At 54.3% G+C, this 20,227-nt stretch carries 15 protein-coding genes and 1 CRISPR repeat array (1 of these 16 cut by a window edge); of the genes, 10 read left to right on the plus strand and 5 right to left on the minus strand.

What is annotated here, in order from left to right:
* Positions 1-247: 247 nt before the first annotated feature.
* The 4 genes from miaB to ACFSSA_RS04395 all read right to left on the minus strand — a co-directional run bounded on the left by miaB (position 248) and on the right by ACFSSA_RS04395 (position 5,072).
* Positions 248-1,618 carry a tRNA (N6-isopentenyl adenosine(37)-C2)-methylthiotransferase MiaB gene (gene miaB, locus ACFSSA_RS04380; RefSeq protein WP_386818690.1) on the minus strand — a complete coding sequence of 457 codons (1,371 nt, stop codon included), beginning with the start codon at positions 1,616-1,618 and terminating at the stop codon, positions 248-250.
* A 13-nt stretch (positions 1,619-1,631) separates the two neighbouring features.
* A complete protein-coding gene (locus ACFSSA_RS04385; RefSeq protein ID WP_386818692.1) occupies positions 1,632-2,132 on the minus strand; it encodes a hypothetical protein in 501 nt (166 codons plus the stop codon).
* 97 nt (positions 2,133-2,229) lie between these two features.
* A complete protein-coding gene (locus ACFSSA_RS04390; protein WP_386818693.1) occupies positions 2,230-3,696 on the minus strand; it encodes a DUF3482 domain-containing protein in 1,467 nt (488 codons plus the stop codon).
* On the minus strand, positions 3,693-5,072 hold the full coding sequence (locus ACFSSA_RS04395) for a DUF2868 domain-containing protein (protein WP_386818695.1): 1,380 nt from the start codon (positions 5,070-5,072) through the stop codon (positions 3,693-3,695). The genes ACFSSA_RS04390 and ACFSSA_RS04395 overlap by 4 nt, the downstream gene beginning before the upstream one ends.
* Before the next feature lie 193 nt (positions 5,073-5,265).
* Here ACFSSA_RS04395 and ACFSSA_RS04400 point away from each other — a divergent pair, with 193 nt between their 5' ends.
* From ACFSSA_RS04400 to ACFSSA_RS04410, 3 genes are all read left to right on the plus strand, one after another.
* Positions 5,266-6,450: a PA14 domain-containing protein gene (locus ACFSSA_RS04400; RefSeq protein WP_386818697.1), complete on the plus strand. Its 1,185-nt coding sequence runs from the start codon at positions 5,266-5,268 to the stop codon at positions 6,448-6,450.
* A gap of 92 nt (positions 6,451-6,542) precedes the next feature.
* Positions 6,543-7,883 carry a hypothetical protein gene (locus ACFSSA_RS04405; RefSeq protein WP_386818699.1) on the plus strand — a complete coding sequence of 447 codons (1,341 nt, stop codon included), beginning with the start codon at positions 6,543-6,545 and terminating at the stop codon, positions 7,881-7,883.
* Positions 7,884-7,991: 108 nt separating this feature from the next.
* Positions 7,992-9,089, plus strand: coding sequence for a CNNM domain-containing protein (locus tag ACFSSA_RS04410; protein ID WP_386818701.1), 1,098 nt, complete (start codon positions 7,992-7,994; stop codon positions 9,087-9,089).
* 29 nt (positions 9,090-9,118) lie between these two features.
* Here ACFSSA_RS04410 and ACFSSA_RS04415 read toward each other — a convergent pair whose 3' ends face one another.
* Positions 9,119-9,937, minus strand: a complete 819-nt coding sequence (locus ACFSSA_RS04415) for a helix-turn-helix transcriptional regulator (RefSeq protein WP_386818703.1) — start codon at positions 9,935-9,937, stop codon at positions 9,119-9,121.
* Positions 9,938-10,456: 519 nt separating this feature from the next.
* Between ACFSSA_RS04415 and ACFSSA_RS04420 the strand changes: the two genes are divergently transcribed.
* From ACFSSA_RS04420 to cas2, 7 genes are all read left to right on the plus strand, one after another.
* The gene (locus tag ACFSSA_RS04420; RefSeq protein ID WP_386818705.1) at positions 10,457-12,826 is read left to right on the plus strand and encodes a CRISPR-associated endonuclease Cas3''; all 2,370 of its coding nucleotides are present in this window, start codon (positions 10,457-10,459) and stop codon (positions 12,824-12,826) included.
* 5 nt (positions 12,827-12,831) lie between these two features.
* Positions 12,832-13,545, plus strand: a complete 714-nt coding sequence (cas5c, locus tag ACFSSA_RS04425; protein WP_386818706.1) for a type I-C CRISPR-associated protein Cas5c — start codon at positions 12,832-12,834, stop codon at positions 13,543-13,545.
* Positions 13,546-13,550: 5 nt separating this feature from the next.
* Positions 13,551-15,461 carry a type I-C CRISPR-associated protein Cas8c/Csd1 gene (cas8c, locus tag ACFSSA_RS04430; RefSeq protein ID WP_386818708.1) on the plus strand — a complete coding sequence of 637 codons (1,911 nt, stop codon included), beginning with the start codon at positions 13,551-13,553 and terminating at the stop codon, positions 15,459-15,461.
* A gap of 29 nt (positions 15,462-15,490) precedes the next feature.
* Entirely contained in the window at positions 15,491-16,363 is an 873-nt protein-coding gene (gene cas7c, locus ACFSSA_RS04435) for a type I-C CRISPR-associated protein Cas7/Csd2 (protein ID WP_386818711.1), read from the plus strand.
* A 217-nt stretch (positions 16,364-16,580) separates the two neighbouring features.
* On the plus strand, positions 16,581-17,207 hold the full coding sequence (gene cas4, locus ACFSSA_RS04440) for a CRISPR-associated protein Cas4 (protein ID WP_386818713.1): 627 nt from the start codon (positions 16,581-16,583) through the stop codon (positions 17,205-17,207).
* Positions 17,208-17,221: 14 nt separating this feature from the next.
* Positions 17,222-18,262 (plus strand): type I-C CRISPR-associated endonuclease Cas1c, encoded by a 1,041-nt coding sequence (gene cas1c, locus ACFSSA_RS04445; protein ID WP_386818715.1) that lies wholly within the window; start codon positions 17,222-17,224, stop codon positions 18,260-18,262.
* 32 nt (positions 18,263-18,294) lie between these two features.
* Positions 18,295-18,585 (plus strand): CRISPR-associated endonuclease Cas2, encoded by a 291-nt coding sequence (gene cas2 / locus ACFSSA_RS04450; protein WP_386818717.1) that lies wholly within the window; start codon positions 18,295-18,297, stop codon positions 18,583-18,585.
* Positions 18,586-18,716: 131 nt separating this feature from the next.
* Positions 18,717-20,227: direct repeats of the CRISPR family, unit length 31 nt; unit sequence ATCGCTCCTTCACGGGAGCGCGGATTGAAAC; it runs 9,697 nt beyond the window's last position.

Consider the following 20,227-nt stretch of genomic DNA (forward strand, 5'->3'; position numbering starts at 1 on the left):
CCGCCCCTCTCCTTAGACAAACACCAGCCACGTTAGCTCTAGTTTAGAACTGTCCAGAAAATGGGGTCAGGCCAAACTCATCTCCAAAAAGCAACCACGAACTAGCCTGCTAACTCCTTAACCAACTTTGATAAGGCTCCCCGAGTTCTAGGTCGTCGCAGACATCTCATCAAAAAACTAGAAGCCAACTCACCAATTCCCGCACTATTGTCGCTAGCCTCGATCTAACATTGTCTACACCCACGTCTCAAACCACGGTTCCGTAGGTCGTGAAATCATTGGCATGCGTCACATCCACTTGCAGAATTTGACCCGTCAATTTTTCCGCATCGCCCTCAAAAATCACGATCTTATTCTGCGGAGTTCTTCCTGAAAGCGTGAGCGGATTGGTCTTCGAGGGACCTTCACAAAGCACGCTTTGGCGGGTGCCCACGACTGCCGCCGTCTTCTGCTTTGCCAAGCGATTGACCACTTCCAGAAGGCGTTGATTGCGCTCTTCTTTCACGGTTTCCGGCAGCTGGTTCTCCATTTCCGCCGCAGGTGTGTCCTTGCGCTTCGAATAACGGAACACAAAGGCGTTATCGAATTCCAATCGTTCCACAACTTCCACGGTTTTCAGGAAATCCTCTTCCGTCTCTCCTGGAAAGCCGACAATGATATCCGTAGTAATCGCAATGTCCGGACGGGCAGCTTTGATCTTCTCACAAATCTCAATGAACTTCGCGTTCTTATAAGGACGGCGCATCACCTTGAGAATCTCATCGGAGCCGCTCTGCATCGGGAAATGAATGTGGGACATCAGCTTCGGGAGATAGGAGAACGCCGCCACCAGATCATCCCGGAAACCGATCGGATGCGGTGAGGTGAACCGGATCCGCTCAATTCCCTCCACTTCATGGACAGCCTCCAGAAGCTGCACGAATGGCGATTTTCCATCCACTTTCGGAAACTCCGTCCGGCCGTAGAGGTTTACGATTTGGCCCAGCAGAGTGATTTCCTTCACGCCTTGTCCAGCGAGGAATTCCACTTCCTTTACAATCTCCGCGATCGGGCGTCCGCGTTCTTTCCCCCGGGTATCCGGGACGATGCAGAATGAGCAGCGCATATTGCAGCCCTGCATGATCGAGACAAATGCCGAGGCATTGCGAGCCTTCGGCATGTGGTCCCGGATCGTATTCTGAGAGTCTGCCTCTTCCTCGGTATCACATACCGATTGCCCGCTTAGAGAGAGCGAAGGATCATCCATACGCGCCTCCAGGCGTCTCTGAAGGATCCCATCCACATACTCGAAGACTTTATGATATTTCTGCGTCCCGACGACGACATCCAGGTGTGGAATCCGCTCGAAAAGCTCCTGACCGCGGGACTGCGCCATGCAGCCCATAAATCCGTAAACGACATGGGAGCGCTGCTTGCGTTGTGCGCCCATGATGCCCATTTTGCCCAAAGCTTTCTGCTCTGCCTGATCACGCACGGAGCATGTGTTGATCAGAATCGCATCCGCATCGTTTTCTGTTTGCGTCAGCGTATAGCCACCCTCCGTGAACATTCGCGCCACCTGTTCGGTATCGCGCTCGTTCATCTGGCAGCCGTATGTCTTGAGGTAAACTTTGGGCATGATCAGGGAAAAATTACGCCAGTTTCAGACGCTCGTCGGATGCGAGCTTCTCGGTAAGTGTCGGGTATCCGCCAGCGACCTGCATGTTGAAGCAATGCAGATAGAGTGTGAAAATCTTCGGATCGAAAACATCGACAAGCTTGTCGACGGTCTCATCCAGTTTTGCCTTGTCCAGTTCTGCAGGAAGATCGCCGACAACGGAGCCTTTGCCATCATGCTCAATGCCCATGCCATCGCAGAACATGCCGAGCATCGATTGCTGGCCGGCCATGAGATACGCTTGGAGAATTTGCTCACCAATCGCATCGCAGGCTTTGATTTGCAGCGTTTTGTGGACCCACGCATATTGCTCGGGAAGAGACTTTTTCTGGACGAAAACCGGTCTCAGCTTGCGGTTGCCAGCCAGGGTAGCGATGGCGGACTTGTAGACATTTCTGTCATGAGCACGGAACCAATCGAGGATTTCGGTGACAACAGCAGGATCAACAGCGGCAAATATTTCGTGGGATTTCACAATGAAGAAAATTGAATGGGCGGGGAGTCAAATATTTCCAGATCAAGAAGGCAACCCTCTTCCACGCGGGAACGGCGACTTTCCGCGATTTCACCCGCTATGGAGCATTTCCCGAGCTTTCCAGCACCCGCTCCACATCGCCCAAAGACTCCTCCAGGGACAATAACACCCTGGTATCCACGTCTTTTCCGACTGGGCGGTTTCCCTTCGCGCACTCTGCAAACCACTTCCCGAGCACTTTCCGCCGCTCCGGGGGAAAATGCTTTGTGTAACCCTCTTCGTCGCTGGCTTCCAGGATTTCGACATCATGCCGCCCGTGGGCTTTCTCCAGTATTCTCCCATAGCGGACGAGGACGCCGTCGAGTAGTATCCAGGGAAAATTCGGGCTCGCTGGCGGACCGATCACCATCTCTTTGGTCTCGCCGGTGGAAAGCTTCAGCCCGCCTTTCATATCGACTTTGAGATCAGGTAACATCCCCCCCTTGAACCACGCCGCCCCTGCACCGCCGATACCTCCGATGAGCGTTCCCAGTCCGTGGGTGAGCCCGCCTGTGGAAATATCCACCACAGCCCCGCCCGCCGCACCGGTCGCCGCCGCGATCAAAGTCAGCTGGGTCCTGCTCAATCCCCATTTCATCCAGGTTTCCACGCTTTCGAGATCTATTTCCCTGAAATTTTCCGCAGCGCTTTCCACCTTCAGCAGATGATGGCGGTAAATTCTCAGAAGCTCGGAAAAGCATGTCTTCTCCAGCTTTTTAAGCTTCTCGAAATACTCGATCTTCAGCTCTTCCTCCTTCTTGTGACGGCGGCTCGGTAATGATTCATCCTTCTCGTCAATCCGCGCCTGCGCCCGCATCTTCAATGCCGCTGCCAAAAAATCCCGGATTATTTCCGCAGCATCCAGCCTCCGCTCCTCCCACTCCATTTCGATCAAAGAGATCGTCTCCTCCAGTTTTGCCCGATTCCTCTCCTCGATCTCCAAAAGTGATTTCATCAGCAACAGGCGCTGCTCGTATTTCGCATGGTGCGCATCAAAGGTGCGCACCAGATTAAAGGCACTGCCGAGCTTTTCCCGCCACAATTCCTCATGTTCCGTGCCTTTTCCCTCACGCAGGTTCAGTACTGCCAATCGCGGCCGTCCCGTCCACCGGAGGATTTCCATTTCTGCGAGAAAATCATCGCGCAGCGGCTTTGAGGGATCCACCACATACAGCACACCGGCCCCATCCAGCAGTGGCCGCAAAAGGTTTTTTTCATCCGCAAAGCCTGGCTCCTGCTCGACGAATTTGCGCAAGGCCTCCCGCCCCGGCGTCCCTTCACCGTGGATTTTCTGGATCTCTCTCATCGCCTCCACCGCTTGGGAAAAGCCCGGAGTATCGATAAAGCGGACACACTCACGCTTGCCGAACTTTACCGGATACGGCGTCGGCATCGTCGTCTCACCCGGCGTGGGGCTGATACGGATCAGCTCGTTGTCATCGATTTCCAAAAGAGTGGCGATCACCGAGCTTTTCCCCATGTTCACCCGGCCAACGACGGCAAATTCCGGTATCTTTTCACTCATGATTTTTCCTCCTCGTAGAAAAAAACCTCCGCCGACGCATCCGCGAGGCTATCGACGTAGTCTCTCCAGATCTTCTTTTCCTCCTCGGTCGCTTCGAGCGGGCGGCCTTCCGAACTAACGTTTGAAACAAGAAAATAAATCATCGTATTGGCGCCGGCAAGGCTCCTGACCTTTTCCCGAAGTGCGGACATACGTGGTGGTGCAAGCGCCCATCCTTCCGCCAGTAAAACCACTCCCGCAGGCCCGCTGCGAATGGAAGAAACCGCGGCCTCATCACCCTTCCGGTCCCATACGGCGACTTCGATCCACTCCCCGGGATTCACCCGTAATCTCCGCAGAAGAAAGCCTCTCAGTTGCTCCTTTTTCAGCCCGGTCCCCCCGACATCCAGCACCAGCACCCCATCGACTGGCGGCTCGCTTACATCGACCCGTAAGGTGCCCATCAGCCCCCGCCATAGCTCACGATGCCGCTTTGCCTGGAAATCCAGCGCTGCCATTGCCGCACGCTCCTTCCAGACGGCAAGCATCCACAAAATCAATCTCGGCAACAGCCCCCAGACAAAAATGGCAGCAAACAAAAACCGATACCAGCCAGCCGCCAGCGCGAAAATCTCATCCTTCGAGGCAGCATTCCACCGGGTCTTGCCAATGAGTTCCATAGTTGGAGCCCATTCCGGAAACAGCCAGCTCCATGGAAGGCTCAACCATGTGGAGAATTGCCAGATCTTCCCCATCATCCATTCCGGCGTGGTTGATTCCCAAAAAAAGCCCACCTCCAGGAACCAGATGCAGCCCAGAAGCCCTGCCATCAGACCAAGAGAGAACATCACTGCTCCTGCTTGAGTGAGCCGTAAGAGATTCCACCCCAGCGCCTCCCAGGCTTTGCCACCTTCCAACCGGAAGGTTTCCCAGGTTTTCCGCCATAATATCCTTCGCCGCCCGGTGGCCTTGCCGATGAGCCAGCCGAGGATGCGAGGCACAAAGCCAAGCCCTTTGGAAAAACGACTCCTCAGCACCCAAGTCATCGCGGCGATAATCAGAATCAGAACCTGGAGCCCGATGGTGACGCCCACGAGCATTGGCACGTGAAAGCCCATTCGCTCCCGGTTCAGCAGCCCGCTCATAACGCCGATTCCAGCGAGAAACATCAGCACGCCGATTAGTGCGCCGATCAAAAAACGGGAGTTTGACCATATTTCACCGGGAAATTCCCGTCTACTGCGGAGCGCTCTCTGCTGCTCTAGCCAGATTCTCATCCCCAGGCGCCTGGCCTTCGCTCCCTCCAGACCTTTCACGGACTCGCGCATTTCGGCTTCATCGGGAGCCCGGGATTTCTCGCCGGAAAGCAGGGACTCAAAATCCACCAAATCACGCAATGTCCACCTTTTCTTCAAGGGCCCTAGCTAACAACCCATCCAGGAAATTTGCAACAAATGATGAGCCCGGCATCGCTTTCATCCATCCCATTCTACCGGAATAACAAAGCTCCACTCCGTGGGATTCCCATGTGCTTTTTTCCCTAAGATAATCCAGCCGTGCCACGTTATCTTTTTCATACAATAAATTCCCATGAGCCTACACATCCAGCCAAACTCCGAAGTCTCCGCGTGGCTAAAACGGCGGAAATTCCTCCAAGCCTTTTCTTCCATTGCGCTATCCTTCCTGCTGATTGCGGGCGTCTTGCTCGCTCTTGCCTACTTCGTCCTCCCCACCTTGGAAAAAACGGTCGACATGGCCGTCGCCTATAGCGTCCCCAGTATTGAAGACGAACCCAACGAGCGGCCGGACAAGGTAAAGCTCCCGCAGAAACCCGCCCCTGCGGCAGCACCATCCATGTCCCAGAAAGTCATCAGCGCACAGAGCATGAATGACGTAGCCATTCCCCAGCTCGATACCGTGGATAGCCCCGATGTCATCGAATTCGGCTCCGGGATGGATGATTTCGGCGCCGGCTGGGCGGATACCGGTATGGGCGCCGGCGAAGGAGTCAGCGGCAGCTCTTTTGGATCGACACAGAAAATCGACTCCGCGCTAAAAGGTAATCTTTACGATTTCAAACAGGATCCCAAAGGCAATCCGCGCAGATTCGAGACATCGGAGGTCGGCCCCTATGCGAAGGCCGTGGAGTCCCTGCAGCGCTCCCGCTTCCGTGAATCCGCTTTCCGCGACTATTACAAGGCAGAACAGGATCTTTACCTCACCCACGTCGCAATCCCTCTATCAAATGCCGAAGTCGGCCCGAAATTCTTTAATGTCGAGAAGGAAGTGCAGCCAAAAGGATGGGTGGCGAACTATAGCGGCCGCATTATCGTCCCGGAGACAGGCACCTATCGCTTTGCCGGGATCGGAGATGATTACCTGGTAGTCTATATCGATGGCCGCCCACGGCTTTTCGGTTGTTGGCCTTCGCTCCAAAACACCGTCCGTGGCTCATGGGATCCCTCGGAAGAAGCACCCTCGCACAAAAGCCCGATCGGCCAGCCGATCATCTACGGGGATTGGATGAAACTCAAGAAAGGCGAGACCCTTGAAATGAACCTCGCACTTGGTGAGCGCCCGGGCGGAAAAGTTGGTTTCGTGCTGCTCATTCAGGAAAAGTCAGAGGATTACGAAACGGATGCCAGCACCGGCCGGCCGATCCTCTCGCTTTTCACCACCGGCCCCATCTCGGAATCCCGCAAGAAGGAGATCAGTGAAGAGTTCGGCAATTTCCGCTTTGATTGGGATAGGATGAAAATCTGGGGATTCCATTGAATCCCGAGCGGGAGGGCGCGGCTTCATTGTCCGACATGGCATGGAGGGTTGATGTTTGAAATTTCGAGCTTAGCTTGAACGTCTCCCTTTCCATGCGCAATCCCACCCCACTTATCGCCACGCTGTTGCTATGTGCGCTCAGCCTGTTCCTGATTTCGCGCTCGGAGAAGAGTAAGACATCCGCCGGAACCGATGATGGAAATACCCCTGCTCCACCGGATCATTCATCTCCCGGCCCTTCGCCGGACGAGACCTCACCTGAGCGACCATCGGCGGCGACAGCCCTTTCCCTACTCGCTGAAACGCCGGATTGGAGCACTCTGGACATCTACCAATACACCGTTTCCAGAAGCGATTTCGAGCGCTTGCTCACCGAGATTTTCACCACGGACGACACCTGGAAAAGCTATATCACGCTCCACGGAGACAGAGCCGAGATCCTGACTTCTCATGATCCTGCCGTGCCCTCCTTCACACTCCATTTTTCCACCCCGGAAAAACAAGTCCCGGCTCCGCGCCACTGGCAAAGCACTGATAGCCTGCCGATCCCGCCAGCGGATAAGCCTTTGGAGAACCTCCATATTGCGATTGATCCGGGACATATTGGCGGAGAATGGGCAAAAATCGAAGAACGCTGGTTCCGGATCGGTGCGGACAAGCCTGTGATGGAGGGCGAAATGTCACTTCATGTCGCCAATCTCCTCCAACCCATGTTGGAAAAACTGGGAGCGCGTGTCTCTCTGGTCCGCAAAACAACAGATCCGGTCACCACCCTTCGCCCGGAGAATCTTGCTTCATTGGCCACAGCGGAAACCGCCGGAGATGATCCGGAATCTTTGCGGAAATTTGCTGAAAAGCTCTTTTATCGCACAGCGGAAATCCGCGCCCGTGCAGAGCTGGTCAATCATACCCTCAAGCCTGATCTGGTGCTTTGCCTGCATTTCAATGCCGCCGGATGGGGAGATCCCACGCTGCCAACCCTCGTGCCGGATACCCATTTCCACATCCTCCTCAACGGAGCCTACACTCCGGATGAAGTAAATCTCTCGGACCAACGCTTCGCAATGCTCGAAAAGCTCCTCCAGCGGACCCACGAGGAAGAAGCTCTCGTTGGGAACACGGTAGCCAATACGTTTGCGGAGATCTCGAAACTCCCTCCCTACATTTATCCACCACTCGGCAACAATGTCCGCCCTGTCGCGGGAAATCCTTTCCTGTATGCCCGGAACCTACTGGCCAACCGTCTCTATGACTGCCCCGTCATTTATATGGAACCTTATGTAATGAACTCCGTCCACGACTACGCACGCATTCAGGCGGGCGATTACGAGGGCCTGCGCGAAGTCAACGGAGAGATGCTTCCCTCGATTTTCCGGGAATACGCCTCAGCACTTGCCCGGGGACTGGCAAAACATTACGCAAGATCGCAGTGAAACCTCTCCCGGCCGCCATCGGAAACCTTTGATTTATAAATAAACGATTTCCCTCAATCACCGCGCTGGATATTCCACAAAATTTATCGCATCTAAATCGCAACATACATGGCTCTTCTCGTTTTCTACGTCCTCATTGCAATCAGTGTCTCGTTTCTTTGCTCCCTCCTTGAGGCGACTCTGCTCACTGTAACCCCTTCTTCCATCAATCGTGCGAAACAAAGCGGATTGCCTTGGGGGCTGCGCATGGAAAAATTAAAAGAGGATATTGATCGCCCGCTATCGGCGATTCTTACCCTCAATACCATCGCCCACACCATGGGAGCTGCAGGAGCTGGTGCCCAATATGCCAAAATCAGTGGCAACACGGGAGAAGCCATCTTTGCCGCCGGGCTCACTCTAGCGATCCTGGTTTTCACGGAAATTATTCCCAAAACCATCGGAGCCCGCTTCGCCAACGCTCTGGCGCCCGCTTCTTCCACGGTTTTGAACTTTCTGATCACCGCGCTCAAGCCCCTCGTCCTGGCCTCGAAATCAATTACAGGGCTCATCGCTCCAAACTCCCCGGAGGCCGATCTCAACGAGCATCGCGACGAGCTCTTGGCCATGGCACGCATTGGTGAAGAGTCCGGCTCCCTCCGTGAGCGGGAAAGCCAGTTTGTCCAAAACCTCATTCAGCTAAATGCGATGAAAGCGTCCGATATCATGACGCCGCGCCCTGTCATATTTTCTCTGCCGAAATCCACCCCCCTCATTGATTTTGCCGCACTCATCGAGAACAAACCTTTCACCAGAATTCCCGTTTACGACAAGAACACGGATGATTTCACCGGCTTCATTATCCGTGGAGACGCGCTTCTCGCACACCTCAAGGATCATTACGATACCGGCACTTTGGGTGATGTGCTGCTACCAATCGCAATGACTGCGGAATACACCCCCGTAGACGCACTCTTCCAGCGCTTCATCTCGGAGCGCCACCACATCATGCTGGTTAACGACGAATTCGGCACAACGGTTGGCCTGATCACCTTCGAGGATATCATAGAAACGATCTTCGGCTTCGAAATCCTCGACGAAAAAGACACCGTCCCGGATCTACAGCTGCACGCCCGCAACCTTTGGCACGAGCGGGCAAAAAAAATGGGGATCGAGCTCTCGAAAAAATCCTCCCCGGACGAAAACCATACCGAGAAGGTCTCCTAGCCCGCCGGGCGCCCGTCCACAGGGCAGACTCAGACCTCTGCAATCTCCAGATGCGGTGGCCGCCCCTCGATGGGGATCCGGCAGTTCGCGAGAAAATACTCCTTCATCGCGGCCCGCACCTTCACGTGCAGCTTGCCATCCACCATTCCGTAATCCCGGATAATCGTCTCCCGCTGCTCCTCGTCCAGCACAGCATTCGGGCGTAGTTCCACCACTTCCACCCGCTCCCATTCCTCATCCGCAAGCGGAGGTGAAAACGCTTTCCCCGGCCATTCCGCGGACTCCATGCGGCTGAGCGCAAAATCCCGAAAGGCCTCCCGCTCAAAGCACCATGCCCGCACATGCCAGCGGGCCCCATCGTGCCCGAGAGCATGCGGCGCGATCTCTCTCTGCGTTCCACGACTACTATTGACCGACCAATATTTCACCCGCAGGCGGGATCCACTCTCCAATGCAAGGAATACCCTCCGCTCGACGGAACTCCCCGCGGATCGGATCAATGGTTTTACCAAATCCACCCGCGCATCCATCCGGAGCTCTGCCGCCATCTGGGGCACTGGAACTCCCACACCCAGAAAAAGCCTCACGGCCTCATCAATCCTGGGCTCATGCATCACACAAACCATCGCCTCTCCAGCCTCATAACGCTTGGCACGCATATTATATGAAAGAGCCGATGGGTTCATCTCCTGATACGCCTGCAAATCAGCCGATGCCTGGGCGGCGGATATACCAAAAACCTCTCTAACATCGGCACGATTCACTATACCTTTCCACCACGCCAGCCGCTCGATAAATAGTAATCTCTCGCGTCCTGCCCACTGATCCCTATTGCTCGTATTACCCATGTTCAAATATACATCGTTTTTATAAAGTATAGCGTTTTTATTGACGGACTAACAAATTTCTGCAAATTTGTGTTCGTAAACAAAAACGACCCACTCGATTTTTACTACATTACTCATAACTACCTGACCAGCATAAAGTTAAGTTCCGTTTACTATTCTCACTCACCCTCGATACCGCCCCAAAACCGAAGCTTTTCCTGCACAAATTTTCCGACTCCCACTTAGAAAACCCTTCGGTGCCCTCCCCCCTCCCTCTCTTCATCCGAAAAATCATTCTCCCCAAGAATAGCCCCCAAAGGTAAAAAATTTCCCGTGTCGTGGAAGCTCCTTAGCTGAACAAACGTCCGTTTGTTGCCAGGTGCTCATTGCACAACCACGGCACGGGAATCCTTCCCACAAACCGAAAAACTTATTATCTAGTCAATTCCATCGATATAGGAACCAAGCCAAATCGTTGCTTTTGGTATCGACTGGAATCCAGAATAACCAATCATACTTTTTCCTGTTAGAAGCTCCCCCATGAATTTCTACGCACATACAAAATCTCTCGCGGATGGCAGCCCCGCTCAAAAAGAGTTGTGGGAACCACTGTTCACTCCATTCGGCAATGATATAAATCAGTGCCAGCGTGAACTGTGTGAGCACTGTAGAAAACTCACCCCTGGGCACGGCCATCTGAATAAAGTTGCCTACTGGACTGCAAAATTTGCCGCCGAAATGTTCCCCGCAGATTCACCCGAATCAGCCTCCGCCCATCAATGGGGTTACCTCACCGGCCTTTGGCATGACTTGGGGAAGTTTGCTCCTAAGTGGCAAGCCTACCTGTATTCGAAGTCTGACCCTCACATCGCAGAGATGACAGGAAATGTCCCCCACTCCACAGCCGGAGCACAGTATAGTCACGCCAACCTTCCCAACTTCGGCACTCTCCTTTCTTACCTCATCGCCGGCCATCATGCCGGGCTCGCCAACGGAATCGACAGCTCCGAAAGCAATCTTTCGAATCGGCTTACCAAACGAGCCTCAGAACAAACTCCCGAGTTTATCCCACACGTCCCCACCAAAATTCTTCACTTCACGGAATCACTCCCACCCCTTGCTTTCACCCTCAAATCCGGAACCTCACTCGGGTTCTTCCTCCGCATTTTATTCTCCGCCCTCGTCGATGCCGACTTTCTCGCCACCGAGTCCTACATGAGTCCCTCGATAAAGAACCTCCGTCCTCAACTCAAACCCTCCATTTCCGATCTCGAAACCGCTTTCAACATCTACCTCGCCCAACTCTCATCCTCCGCACTGGCCACAGACGTCAATCGCTTACGTGCCGAAATACTCCACCACTGCCAGCAAGCAGCAGAAGACCACCCCGGCCTCTTCTCCCTCACCGTCCCTACAGGCGGCGGCAAAACTCTCTCATCTCTTGCCTTCGCACTCAAACACGCCCGCATCCACAACCTCCGCCGCGTCATCTACGTCATCCCCTACACCTCCATAATCGAACAAAACGCATCCGTCTTCCGCATGGCCCTCGCCGCATTGGGACCGGACGTCGTGCTAGAACACCACTCCAATCTCGACCCGGACTCCGAAGACGAAACCACCACCAACCGCCTCGCCTCTGAAAACTGGGACGCTCGCCTCATTGTCACAACCAACGTTCAATTCTTCGAATCACTCCACGCTAACCGCACCTCCCGCTGCCGAAAACTCCACCGTATCGCCCGTTCCGTTATCATCCTCGACGAAGCCCAGTCCCTCCCGGTCGAATTCCTCGCCCCCTGCCTCCGCTCACTCGAAGAACTTCACGCCCACTACCAGTCCACCATTGTCCTTTGCACCGCCACTCAGCCCGCCATCCATCGCCGTCCTGACTTTCCCATCGGTCTCGATTCCCCTCGCGAAATCATCCCCGACCCCTCTAATCTCTACGACAAACTCCGCCGCGTCCATACCAGTCGCCTACCCGGTCGAACCGACAACCCCACCCTCATCCACCACATTCTCCAGCACCCGCAATCCCTAACCATCGTCAACACCCGTCGCCACGCCCGAGAACTCTTCGACCTTCTTCCCAACGACGGCACCCGATTCCACCTCTCCGCCCTGATGTGCGCCAACCACCGCAGCGAGGTGCTCGAAATCATCAAAAAGCGACTCCACGAAAATCTCCCTACACGCCTCATCTCCACCCAGCTCATCGAAGCCGGGGTCGATATCGACTTTCCCGTCGTCTTCCGCTCACTTGCTGGACTCGACTCCATCGCCCAAGCCGCCGGACGCTGCGACCGCGAAGGACACCTCACCGCAGCAAACGGGAAACCCAGCGGTAAACTCTTTCTCTTCGAAAGCGCCGAACACAGATCCCCTGCCTTCATCATCTCAGCCACCAATGCAACCATCCAGGTTCTCGCCTCGAACCCAGCCGACATACTCGCCCTCAACAATATCCAAGATTACTTCCAACGCCACTACTGGGACCAGCGCGATATTACTGATCAAAAGCACATTCTAGAAAACTATCCCAGAAACCTCCGCGAACCCAGCGACCTCTTCTGCTTCAAATTCAAAACCTGCGCCCGTGACTTTAGACTCATCGACGATTACTCCGAACCCATCCTCATCCCCTACGGCGAAAAAGGACGTGCCATCTGCGATCAACTCCGCCAAACCTTCGACCCCACCGAAATCCGTCGTCTCGCCCGCAAACTCCAGCGCTACACCGTGGCCATCCCACCCCAGCAACACGCCGAACTCCTCCGCACCGGCATCCTCATCCCACTCCACGATGACAGTTTTCATCTCCTCAACAGCACGCCCCACTACGACGAACAATTCGGCTTACACCCAAAGCCCGAGCTCGAACTAACACCCGAAAACTCTATCCTCTAAACAACATGCCAGCATCCATCCAACTCCACGTCTGGGGCGACTTCGCCTGTTTCACCCGCCCAGAGATGAAAGCCGAACGCGTCTCCTACGACATCATCACGCCCTCTGCCGCCAGAGGAATTTTCGAAGCCATCTACTGGAAACCCCAGATCACATGGACCATCGAAAAAATCAACCTTCTCAAACCCATTCGCTTCACCAGTATCCGCCGTAACGAAGTTGGAAAAAAAGCACCATCTCCCGACAAGAAGGTCATAACGGGCGAAAAACAACCCTCGCCCATCCTTATCGAAGACGAACGCCAGCAACGCGCCTCCCTCGTCCTCCGCGATGTTGCTTACCTCATCGAGGCCAGCGTCCGCATCCACGATACCCGCATGGAACGCGGCGGCCCCAAAGTCCCCACCAACCATATCGCCGGCAAACACCTAGACATATTCAAACGCCGTGCACGCAAAGGCCAATACTTCCACCACCCCTACCTCGGCACCCGCGAGTTCCCCGCTTCTTTCGCCCTCATCGAGGATCCATCGGACACCCCGGCTTCCCAGCTCTCCCCAGCCGAACAAAACCGCGACTTCGGCTTCATGCTTCACGACATCGAATTCGACCAAGACCCCAAGTCCAAAAAAGTCAGATCCACCACACCGCGCTTCTTCCGCGCCGAAATGACCAACGGGGCAGTCATCGTCCCTCCCTTTCGAAACTCCATCGCCTAATCACTATGATCCTCCAAAAACTCAATCAATTCTACGAACGCATTCAAGGCGAGGACGGCAACCCTTACGGAGTCCCCACGCCCGGCTACTCCGTTCAGAACATCACCTTCCGCATCGTCCTCAACCCCGACGGTTCCCTCGTTGAAATCCAAGACACCCGTAAAACACTCACACAAACCACCAAAACTGGAAAAATAAAGACTAAACAAGTCCCACGCCAAACCCTCGTGCCCGGCGACAGTAAACCTCCAGGCCAAGGCATCAATCCCTGCACATTCTGGGACAACACCGCCTACCTACTCGGCTACAAAAAGCCCGATAAAAACTCCGCCAAAGCCGAAAAAGAAGCAGCCCGCGCCCTCGAAACCCTCGCCGCCACCAAAGAACACTACATCGCCCTCAGCGACGCGGCGGGCAGTGATCAGCCTGCCCTCGCCGCCATACGCTCGTTTTACGAGAACCACTGGAACGCCGAAATGGCAGTCGACCACGCCGAAAAACTCGACGACTTCGCAGCCACAGGATTCGGCGTCTTCCGCGTTCTCCCCTCCCAAAAAGACGTCCACGAACAAGACGCCATTAAAGCATGGTGGGCCACACGCCAACATGGGAACACACCCACGGATGACCTGGGATTCTGTCTCGTCACCGGCCAAGAACTCCCCATCGCCCGCATTCACGAACCCGCTATCAAGGGCGTTAACGGCGCAGCCCCCGGCGGTGCCAAATTAGCCTCCTTCGAGAAACACAGCTTCCGCTCATACGCCAAAGACCAGTCCTTCAACTCCCCCGTCTCTGAGCAAGCCGTCTTCGCCTACTGCAACGCTCTCAACGCCCTTCTTTCCGGCCCTCAATCCCACCGCCACCTCGTCACTATCGGCGATGTCACCACCATCTTCTGGACCGAGAAAAAATCCACCACAGAAAGCCTCTTCGCCCACCTGCTAGGCGGAAATATAGAGGCGGAACCCGCATCCACCAACACCGAGGACCAAATCAGACATAACCAACTCCAGGTCTTCCTCGATATTCTACGTAAAGGCGGCGGAGCCAGCGTCACCGATCTCGACGACAAACCCGATACCAAATTCTATATCCTCGGCCTCTCCGGCAACGTCACCCGCCTCGTCGTCCGCTTCTGGCACGTCAACACAATTGACGACATGATCGACCGCCTCCGCGACCACTATCAAAACCTCGCCCTCACTCGAAAAAAAGATTCGCACCCCTATCGGGAGCCAGAGTTTCCCAGCGCACAGCGCTTGCTAGAGCAAACAGCCCGTGATCGCAAAGCTATCTCCCCCCTGCTCGGTGGCCAGCTCATGCAGGCCATCCTCAATGGCTCACCCTACCCCATGACCCTCCTGCAAGGCGTCCTCAACCGCCTAAAAATTGTCGAAAAAGACCCACAGGGAAAAACACTAGAAAACGTCACCTATCTCAAAGCTGCCATTCTCAAAGCCGTCCTCATCCGCAACTTCAACCAAACCATCGATATGAGCCTAAACACAGAAAGAACAGAACCTGCCTACCTCCTCGGACGTCTCTTCGCCGCCCTTGAGAAAACCCAGCAAGATGCTCTCGGCCAAGTCAACGCCGGCATCAGAGAACGCTTCTACAGCAGTGCCTCCGCCACCCCCGGCAGCGTCTTCCCGCGCATCATGAGAACCTATACCCACCATCTCGCCAAAATGGGCAGCGGAGCATTGGCTGAGAGGATTGGTTCCGAAAAGGCCACAAAAGCCAAAATCGGAAGAGAAATACTCATCCAAGAGATCCACACTCCCCTCGAAGGCTACCCGACCCACCTCAACCTCGAGGAGCAGGGACTCTTCGCCATCGGTTACTACCACCAACGCCAAGACTTCTTCACCAAGAAAACATCCGACTCCCCAGAGTCACAAAACCCCCAATAACGATCAACAGCTAACCAATAATTAATACTATGAACAACCGATACGACTTCCTCTACCTCTTCGACTGCATTGACGCCAACCCAAACGGCGACCCCGACGCAGGCAACCTCCCCCGCCTAGACCCAGAGACAGGCCAAGGCCTCGCCACCGATGTCATGCTCAAACGCAAAATCCGAAACTTCGTTCAAACCACCAAAACTGATTCTAATCAACACATCTTCGTCCAAGAGAAGCGACCTCTGAATCCACTGATTGCTGAGGCCTGCTCCGAGTCCGGACTCGAATCTTATAAAAAATCAGACGGGTCTTGGGATAAAGACAAAGCCAAGAAGCGACCTCAAACAGAAATCAAAACCATCCAGCAATGGATGTGCAGCCGATATTTCGATATCCGCTCATTTGGTGCTGTATTATCTACCGGACCTAATGGTGGCCAAATTAGAGGCCCTGTGCAGATTTCATTTTCACGCTCAATCGACAGGATTGTAACAGCAGAGCATACGATCACACGCCTCACGGATGTAGATAAAGAAGAAGGAGAAATGGGCCGCAAGTTCACCGTCCCCTACGGCCTCTACAAAGCCCAAGGTTTTGTGAATCCCTTCCTTGCCGACCAAACCGGGTTCTCCGATGACGATCTCAAACTTCTCTTCACCGCCTTGGAGAACGCCTTCCAGTTCGACCAATCCGCAGCCCGCCCGGCAGGCAGCATGAACCCCCGCGCCCTCATCGTCTTCAAGCACGACAGCCAGCTCGGAAACGCGCCGAGCCACAAGCTTTTCGAGCTCGTCACGGTGGCGAAAAAGGACGGAGTGGAAGTGCCCCGCGCTTTCTCCGATTACGAAGTCAAAATTGACCGCGAAGCCCTGCCGAACGGGGTAGAAATCATCGAGCGCCTGTAATTCCATAATCGAAAGCACCGGCTCTGATTCCCATTCACGATACAGCGTTGCCGGATGATCCGGTGACGCTTATCGCGATGAATTAATTGATGGAAAACGGAAAAAAGATCCTCCACGTCATCCGCAGGTCTTTCATGTAAATGGTTGTCGAAATGCATAGCTTCCCCGGCGAATGATGAAATGATTTTTATGAACTTCGGATCGTCATAACTCTACCATGGATTCGTCCGCCTCAGCTATTCCCCTCTCCGCGCTACAGCATTATCTCTACTGCCCGCGTCAATGTGCTTTGATTCATAACGAGCAAATCTGGGCGGAGAACCGCTTCACTGCGGAGGGACAACTTCTTCATAAAAAAGCCAATGAAGGGCCGGATGAGCACAGATCCAGCGGATCTATCCTGCGGCATCTCCATGTGAGCTCCAATCAATACGGACTTTCTGGGATCTGCGACATTGTGGAGAAGCAGCGCGATGGAAACTTCGTTCCAGTGGAATACAAGCGCGGCAAGCCGAAGGCCCACCGCGCCGATGAAGTGCAGGTATGCGCACAGGCAATCTGCCTGGAAGAAATGTTTCATACGAAAATACCAGTAGGTTTGATCTTTTACGGTAAAACCCGTAGACGCATCGAAGTCCGGCTGGATGAAACACTGAGAACACTTACACTTTCCACAGTTAGTAAAGTGCGCAGGCTCAAGGAATGCGAGACCACCCCCAGTGCAGAATATGATCCCGGGAAATGCGCGGCTTGCTCTCTCATTGATCTTTGCCAGCCGAGGGCGCTTCGCTTCAAGCGCGGAGCCAGCGCCTGGTTTCTCAACCGGTTGCAATCCACAGAATAAGAATCTCACCTCCTATGAAAACCCATTTGAACACTCTTTTTATTACGCTGGAGGGTGCCTACCTACGTAAGGACGGTGCGGCTGTGGAAATCCGTCATGATGGAAAAAGCAAACTCCGTGTCCCGCTACACAATCTGGAAGGGATCGTGACATACGGATGGGACACGACGGTATCCGCCAGTCTCATGGCAGGCTGCCACGAATACGGGGTATCATTAACTTTTTTATCTCCACACGGAAAATTCATCTCAAGTTCCTATGGCGGCGTATCCGGCAATATTCTTCTGCGCCGGGAGCAGTATCGTCATGCGGAAAGCGAGGCATCATCTCTGGCCATCGCGCGGAATATGATCACGGCAAAGATTCATAATACTCGCACCATACTTCAGCGCGCGGCACGGGATCACGGCACAAAATGTCCTCAACGGGCCCACGTCCTTACCCAGACTTCTGATTTCCTCTTCAAAAGGATTTCCGCATGCAATCGTGCCACCAATTTGGACTCCCTACGAGGAATAGAAGGCGAATCAGCTGCTGCCTACTTCGCGGTCTTCAACCATCTGATCACGATTGAGGGTCCAGCTTTCCTTTTGAACGGTAGAACAAAACGACCTCCACTTGATCGGACCAATGCCCTCCTCTCTTTTCTCTATGTCTTGTTAGCACATGACTGCCGCTCCGCCTGCGAGACAGTCGGCCTGGACCCCCAATCGGGTTTCCTTCATCAGCCTAGACCCGGCCGCCACTCGCTTGCTCTCGATCTAATGGAAGAATTCAGGCCTCTTTTTGCAGACCGGCTCGCACTGAGCTTGATCAACCGCCAGCAAGTAAAAGCGGATGACTTCGAACTCCAAGAAAATGGTGCAACTTTTCTAAAACCAGACTCCCGCAAAAAAATCCTGACCGCCTGGCAAGAACGCAAGCAAGAGACTTTCACCCATCCATTTCTAGATGAGACGATCACTTACGGCCTTCTACCGCAAATCCAGGCCAGACTGCTCGCCCGTTATCTTCGGGGCGATCATGATGCTTATCCGGCCTACCTTCACAAGTGACCCTCATCCATCTCGCAACGCCCCATTTTCCCATGTATATACTCCTCACCTATGATGTCTCCACTGTTACCAAAGCTGGCGAAAAACGCCTGCGACGGGTTGCCAGGATTTGTATGGACTACGGACAACGAGTCCAAAACTCTGTCTTCGAATGCAAGGTCAACCCTGCCCAACTTGTCGAATTTCGCGGCAAGCTGCTCTCCATCATCGACACAGCCACAGATAGTGTGAGAATCTATCATCTCGGGAAAAACTGGGAGCAAAAGGTCGAGCACCATGGCAAAAATGATGACTATAACATTGATGCTCCGCTCATCCTCTAACTCCCCTGCGCGAACCTCTAGCGCTCGCGTTGATTTTTAACCCAACCATCAGCTCTTTGACATCACCAAAACCAAGGTTCGCGGAAACAAGGCTGGAACCCCTTGTAAAACCTTGCTTAAAATACCCCGCGATCGCTCCTTCACGGGAGCGCGGATTGAAACGGTCTTTGATCGATTTCCACGCTGTTTTTGCGCAATCGCTCCTTCACGGGAGCGCGGATTGAAACCTTGTGGGGCATTGCCTCAACGGGGTGCTGATGCATCGCTCCTTCACGGGAGCGCGGATTGAAACGATGACCGTCTTGGGCTGTTTAGCTTGTGCGCTCATCGCTCCTTCACGGGAGCGCGGATTGAAACATCCAAGAAATTAGAGCCATCGAGGGCGGCGTAGATCGCTCCTTCACGGGAGCGCGGATTGAAACGGCCGCAGCGGTCGTCGTCCACTTCGCGGAATCATCGCTCCTTCACGGGAGCGCGGATTGAAACGCTTTTCCTGCGAAGTCTTTAGTTATGGTCATTTATCGCTCCTTCACGGGAGCGCGGATTGAAACCCTCGCGACAAGAAGACTCTCTCACAAAATAGTTATCGCTCCTTCACGGGAGCGCGGATTGAAACCGTGGACGGGTGAGGAGTCCTACGCGATGGATCAATCGCTCCTTCACGGGAGCGCGGATTGAAACGAGGGATTCGGCCTGCGCTTCGGTGTCGTTTATATCGCTCCTTCACGGGAGCGCGGATTGAAACAAGCAACCTGCGAACTCTACGAGGACGTGATTGGATCGCTCCTTCACGGGAGCGCGGATTGAAACTGGAGTCACCCCGTAATGGCGCGGCAGTCCAGTGAATCGCTCCTTCACGGGAGCGCGGATTGAAACAGCAAGAGAGTCCGTCCCAACTCCGAAGACCGGAATCGCTCCTTCACGGGAGCGCGGATTGAAACGCTCGAATGATGGAACGTGAACGAAACGAAGCGCATCGCTCCTTCACGGGAGCGCGGATTGAAACAACGCTTTTACCGCCGGTAAAGACGGAGCTTATGCATCGCTCCTTCACGGGAGCGCGGATTGAAACAAACCCCAAGACTCAGAACCAATGAAAACGAAAAATCGCTCCTTCACGGGAGCGCGGATTGAAACGATTTCCTCGAAGTCGAAGCCGACCCGTGGATTATCGCTCCTTCACGGGAGCGCGGATTGAAACGGTCTTTGATCGATTTCCACGCTGTTTTTGCGCAATCGCTCCTTCACGGGAGCGCGGATTGAAACAGGTAGTTCGGAAGAGGATGAACAAGACGGAGAATCGCTCCTTCACGGGAGCGCGGATTGAAACATGGTGTTGGTTACAGGCAGGCCGTGGCTTTCTTATCGCTCCTTCACGGGAGCGCGGATTGAAACCTTGATCTCAGGGCCGCAGCAAAGGGGCACGGAAGATCGCTCCTTCACGGGAGCGCGGATTGAAACGCTCGAATGATGGAACGTGAACGAAACGAAGCGCATCGCTCCTTCACGGGAGCGCGGATTGAAACCGCAATGTAAGAGCGGCTAACAAGACGGAGATGGATCGCTCCTTCACGGGAGCGCGGATTGAAACCTAATTTCTACGCCCGATGGAAGAGAACCAGAAGATCGCTCCTTCACGGGA

Source organism: Luteolibacter algae, from assembly GCF_042683045.1.
Classification (GTDB): Bacteria; Verrucomicrobiota; Verrucomicrobiia; order Verrucomicrobiales; family Akkermansiaceae; genus Luteolibacter; species Luteolibacter algae.

What these genes read in the sequence shown, in the direction of transcription:
- ACFSSA_RS04390 (WP_386818693.1), bottom strand. Translation starts at nt 3,696, where the DNA reads ATGAGTGAAAAGATACCGGAATTTGCCGTCGTTGGCCGGGTGAACATG.
- ACFSSA_RS04415 (WP_386818703.1), bottom strand. Translation starts at nt 9,937, where the DNA reads ATGGGTAATACGAGCAATAGGGATCAGTGGGCAGGACGCGAGAGATTA.
- ACFSSA_RS04410 (WP_386818701.1), top strand. Translation starts at nt 7,992, where the DNA reads ATGGCTCTTCTCGTTTTCTACGTCCTCATTGCAATCAGTGTCTCGTTT.
- cas7c (WP_386818711.1), top strand. Translation starts at nt 15,491, where the DNA reads ATGAACAACCGATACGACTTCCTCTACCTCTTCGACTGCATTGACGCC.
- ACFSSA_RS04400 (WP_386818697.1), top strand. Translation starts at nt 5,266, where the DNA reads ATGAGCCTACACATCCAGCCAAACTCCGAAGTCTCCGCGTGGCTAAAA.
- miaB (WP_386818690.1), bottom strand. Translation starts at nt 1,618, where the DNA reads ATGCCCAAAGTTTACCTCAAGACATACGGCTGCCAGATGAACGAGCGC.
- ACFSSA_RS04420 (WP_386818705.1), top strand. Translation starts at nt 10,457, where the DNA reads ATGAATTTCTACGCACATACAAAATCTCTCGCGGATGGCAGCCCCGCT.
- cas2 (WP_386818717.1), top strand. Translation starts at nt 18,295, where the DNA reads ATGTATATACTCCTCACCTATGATGTCTCCACTGTTACCAAAGCTGGC.
- cas1c (WP_386818715.1), top strand. Translation starts at nt 17,222, where the DNA reads ATGAAAACCCATTTGAACACTCTTTTTATTACGCTGGAGGGTGCCTAC.
- ACFSSA_RS04405 (WP_386818699.1), top strand. Translation starts at nt 6,543, where the DNA reads ATGCGCAATCCCACCCCACTTATCGCCACGCTGTTGCTATGTGCGCTC.
- cas4 (WP_386818713.1), top strand. Translation starts at nt 16,581, where the DNA reads ATGGATTCGTCCGCCTCAGCTATTCCCCTCTCCGCGCTACAGCATTAT.
- cas5c (WP_386818706.1), top strand. Translation starts at nt 12,832, where the DNA reads ATGCCAGCATCCATCCAACTCCACGTCTGGGGCGACTTCGCCTGTTTC.
- cas8c (WP_386818708.1), top strand. Translation starts at nt 13,551, where the DNA reads ATGATCCTCCAAAAACTCAATCAATTCTACGAACGCATTCAAGGCGAG.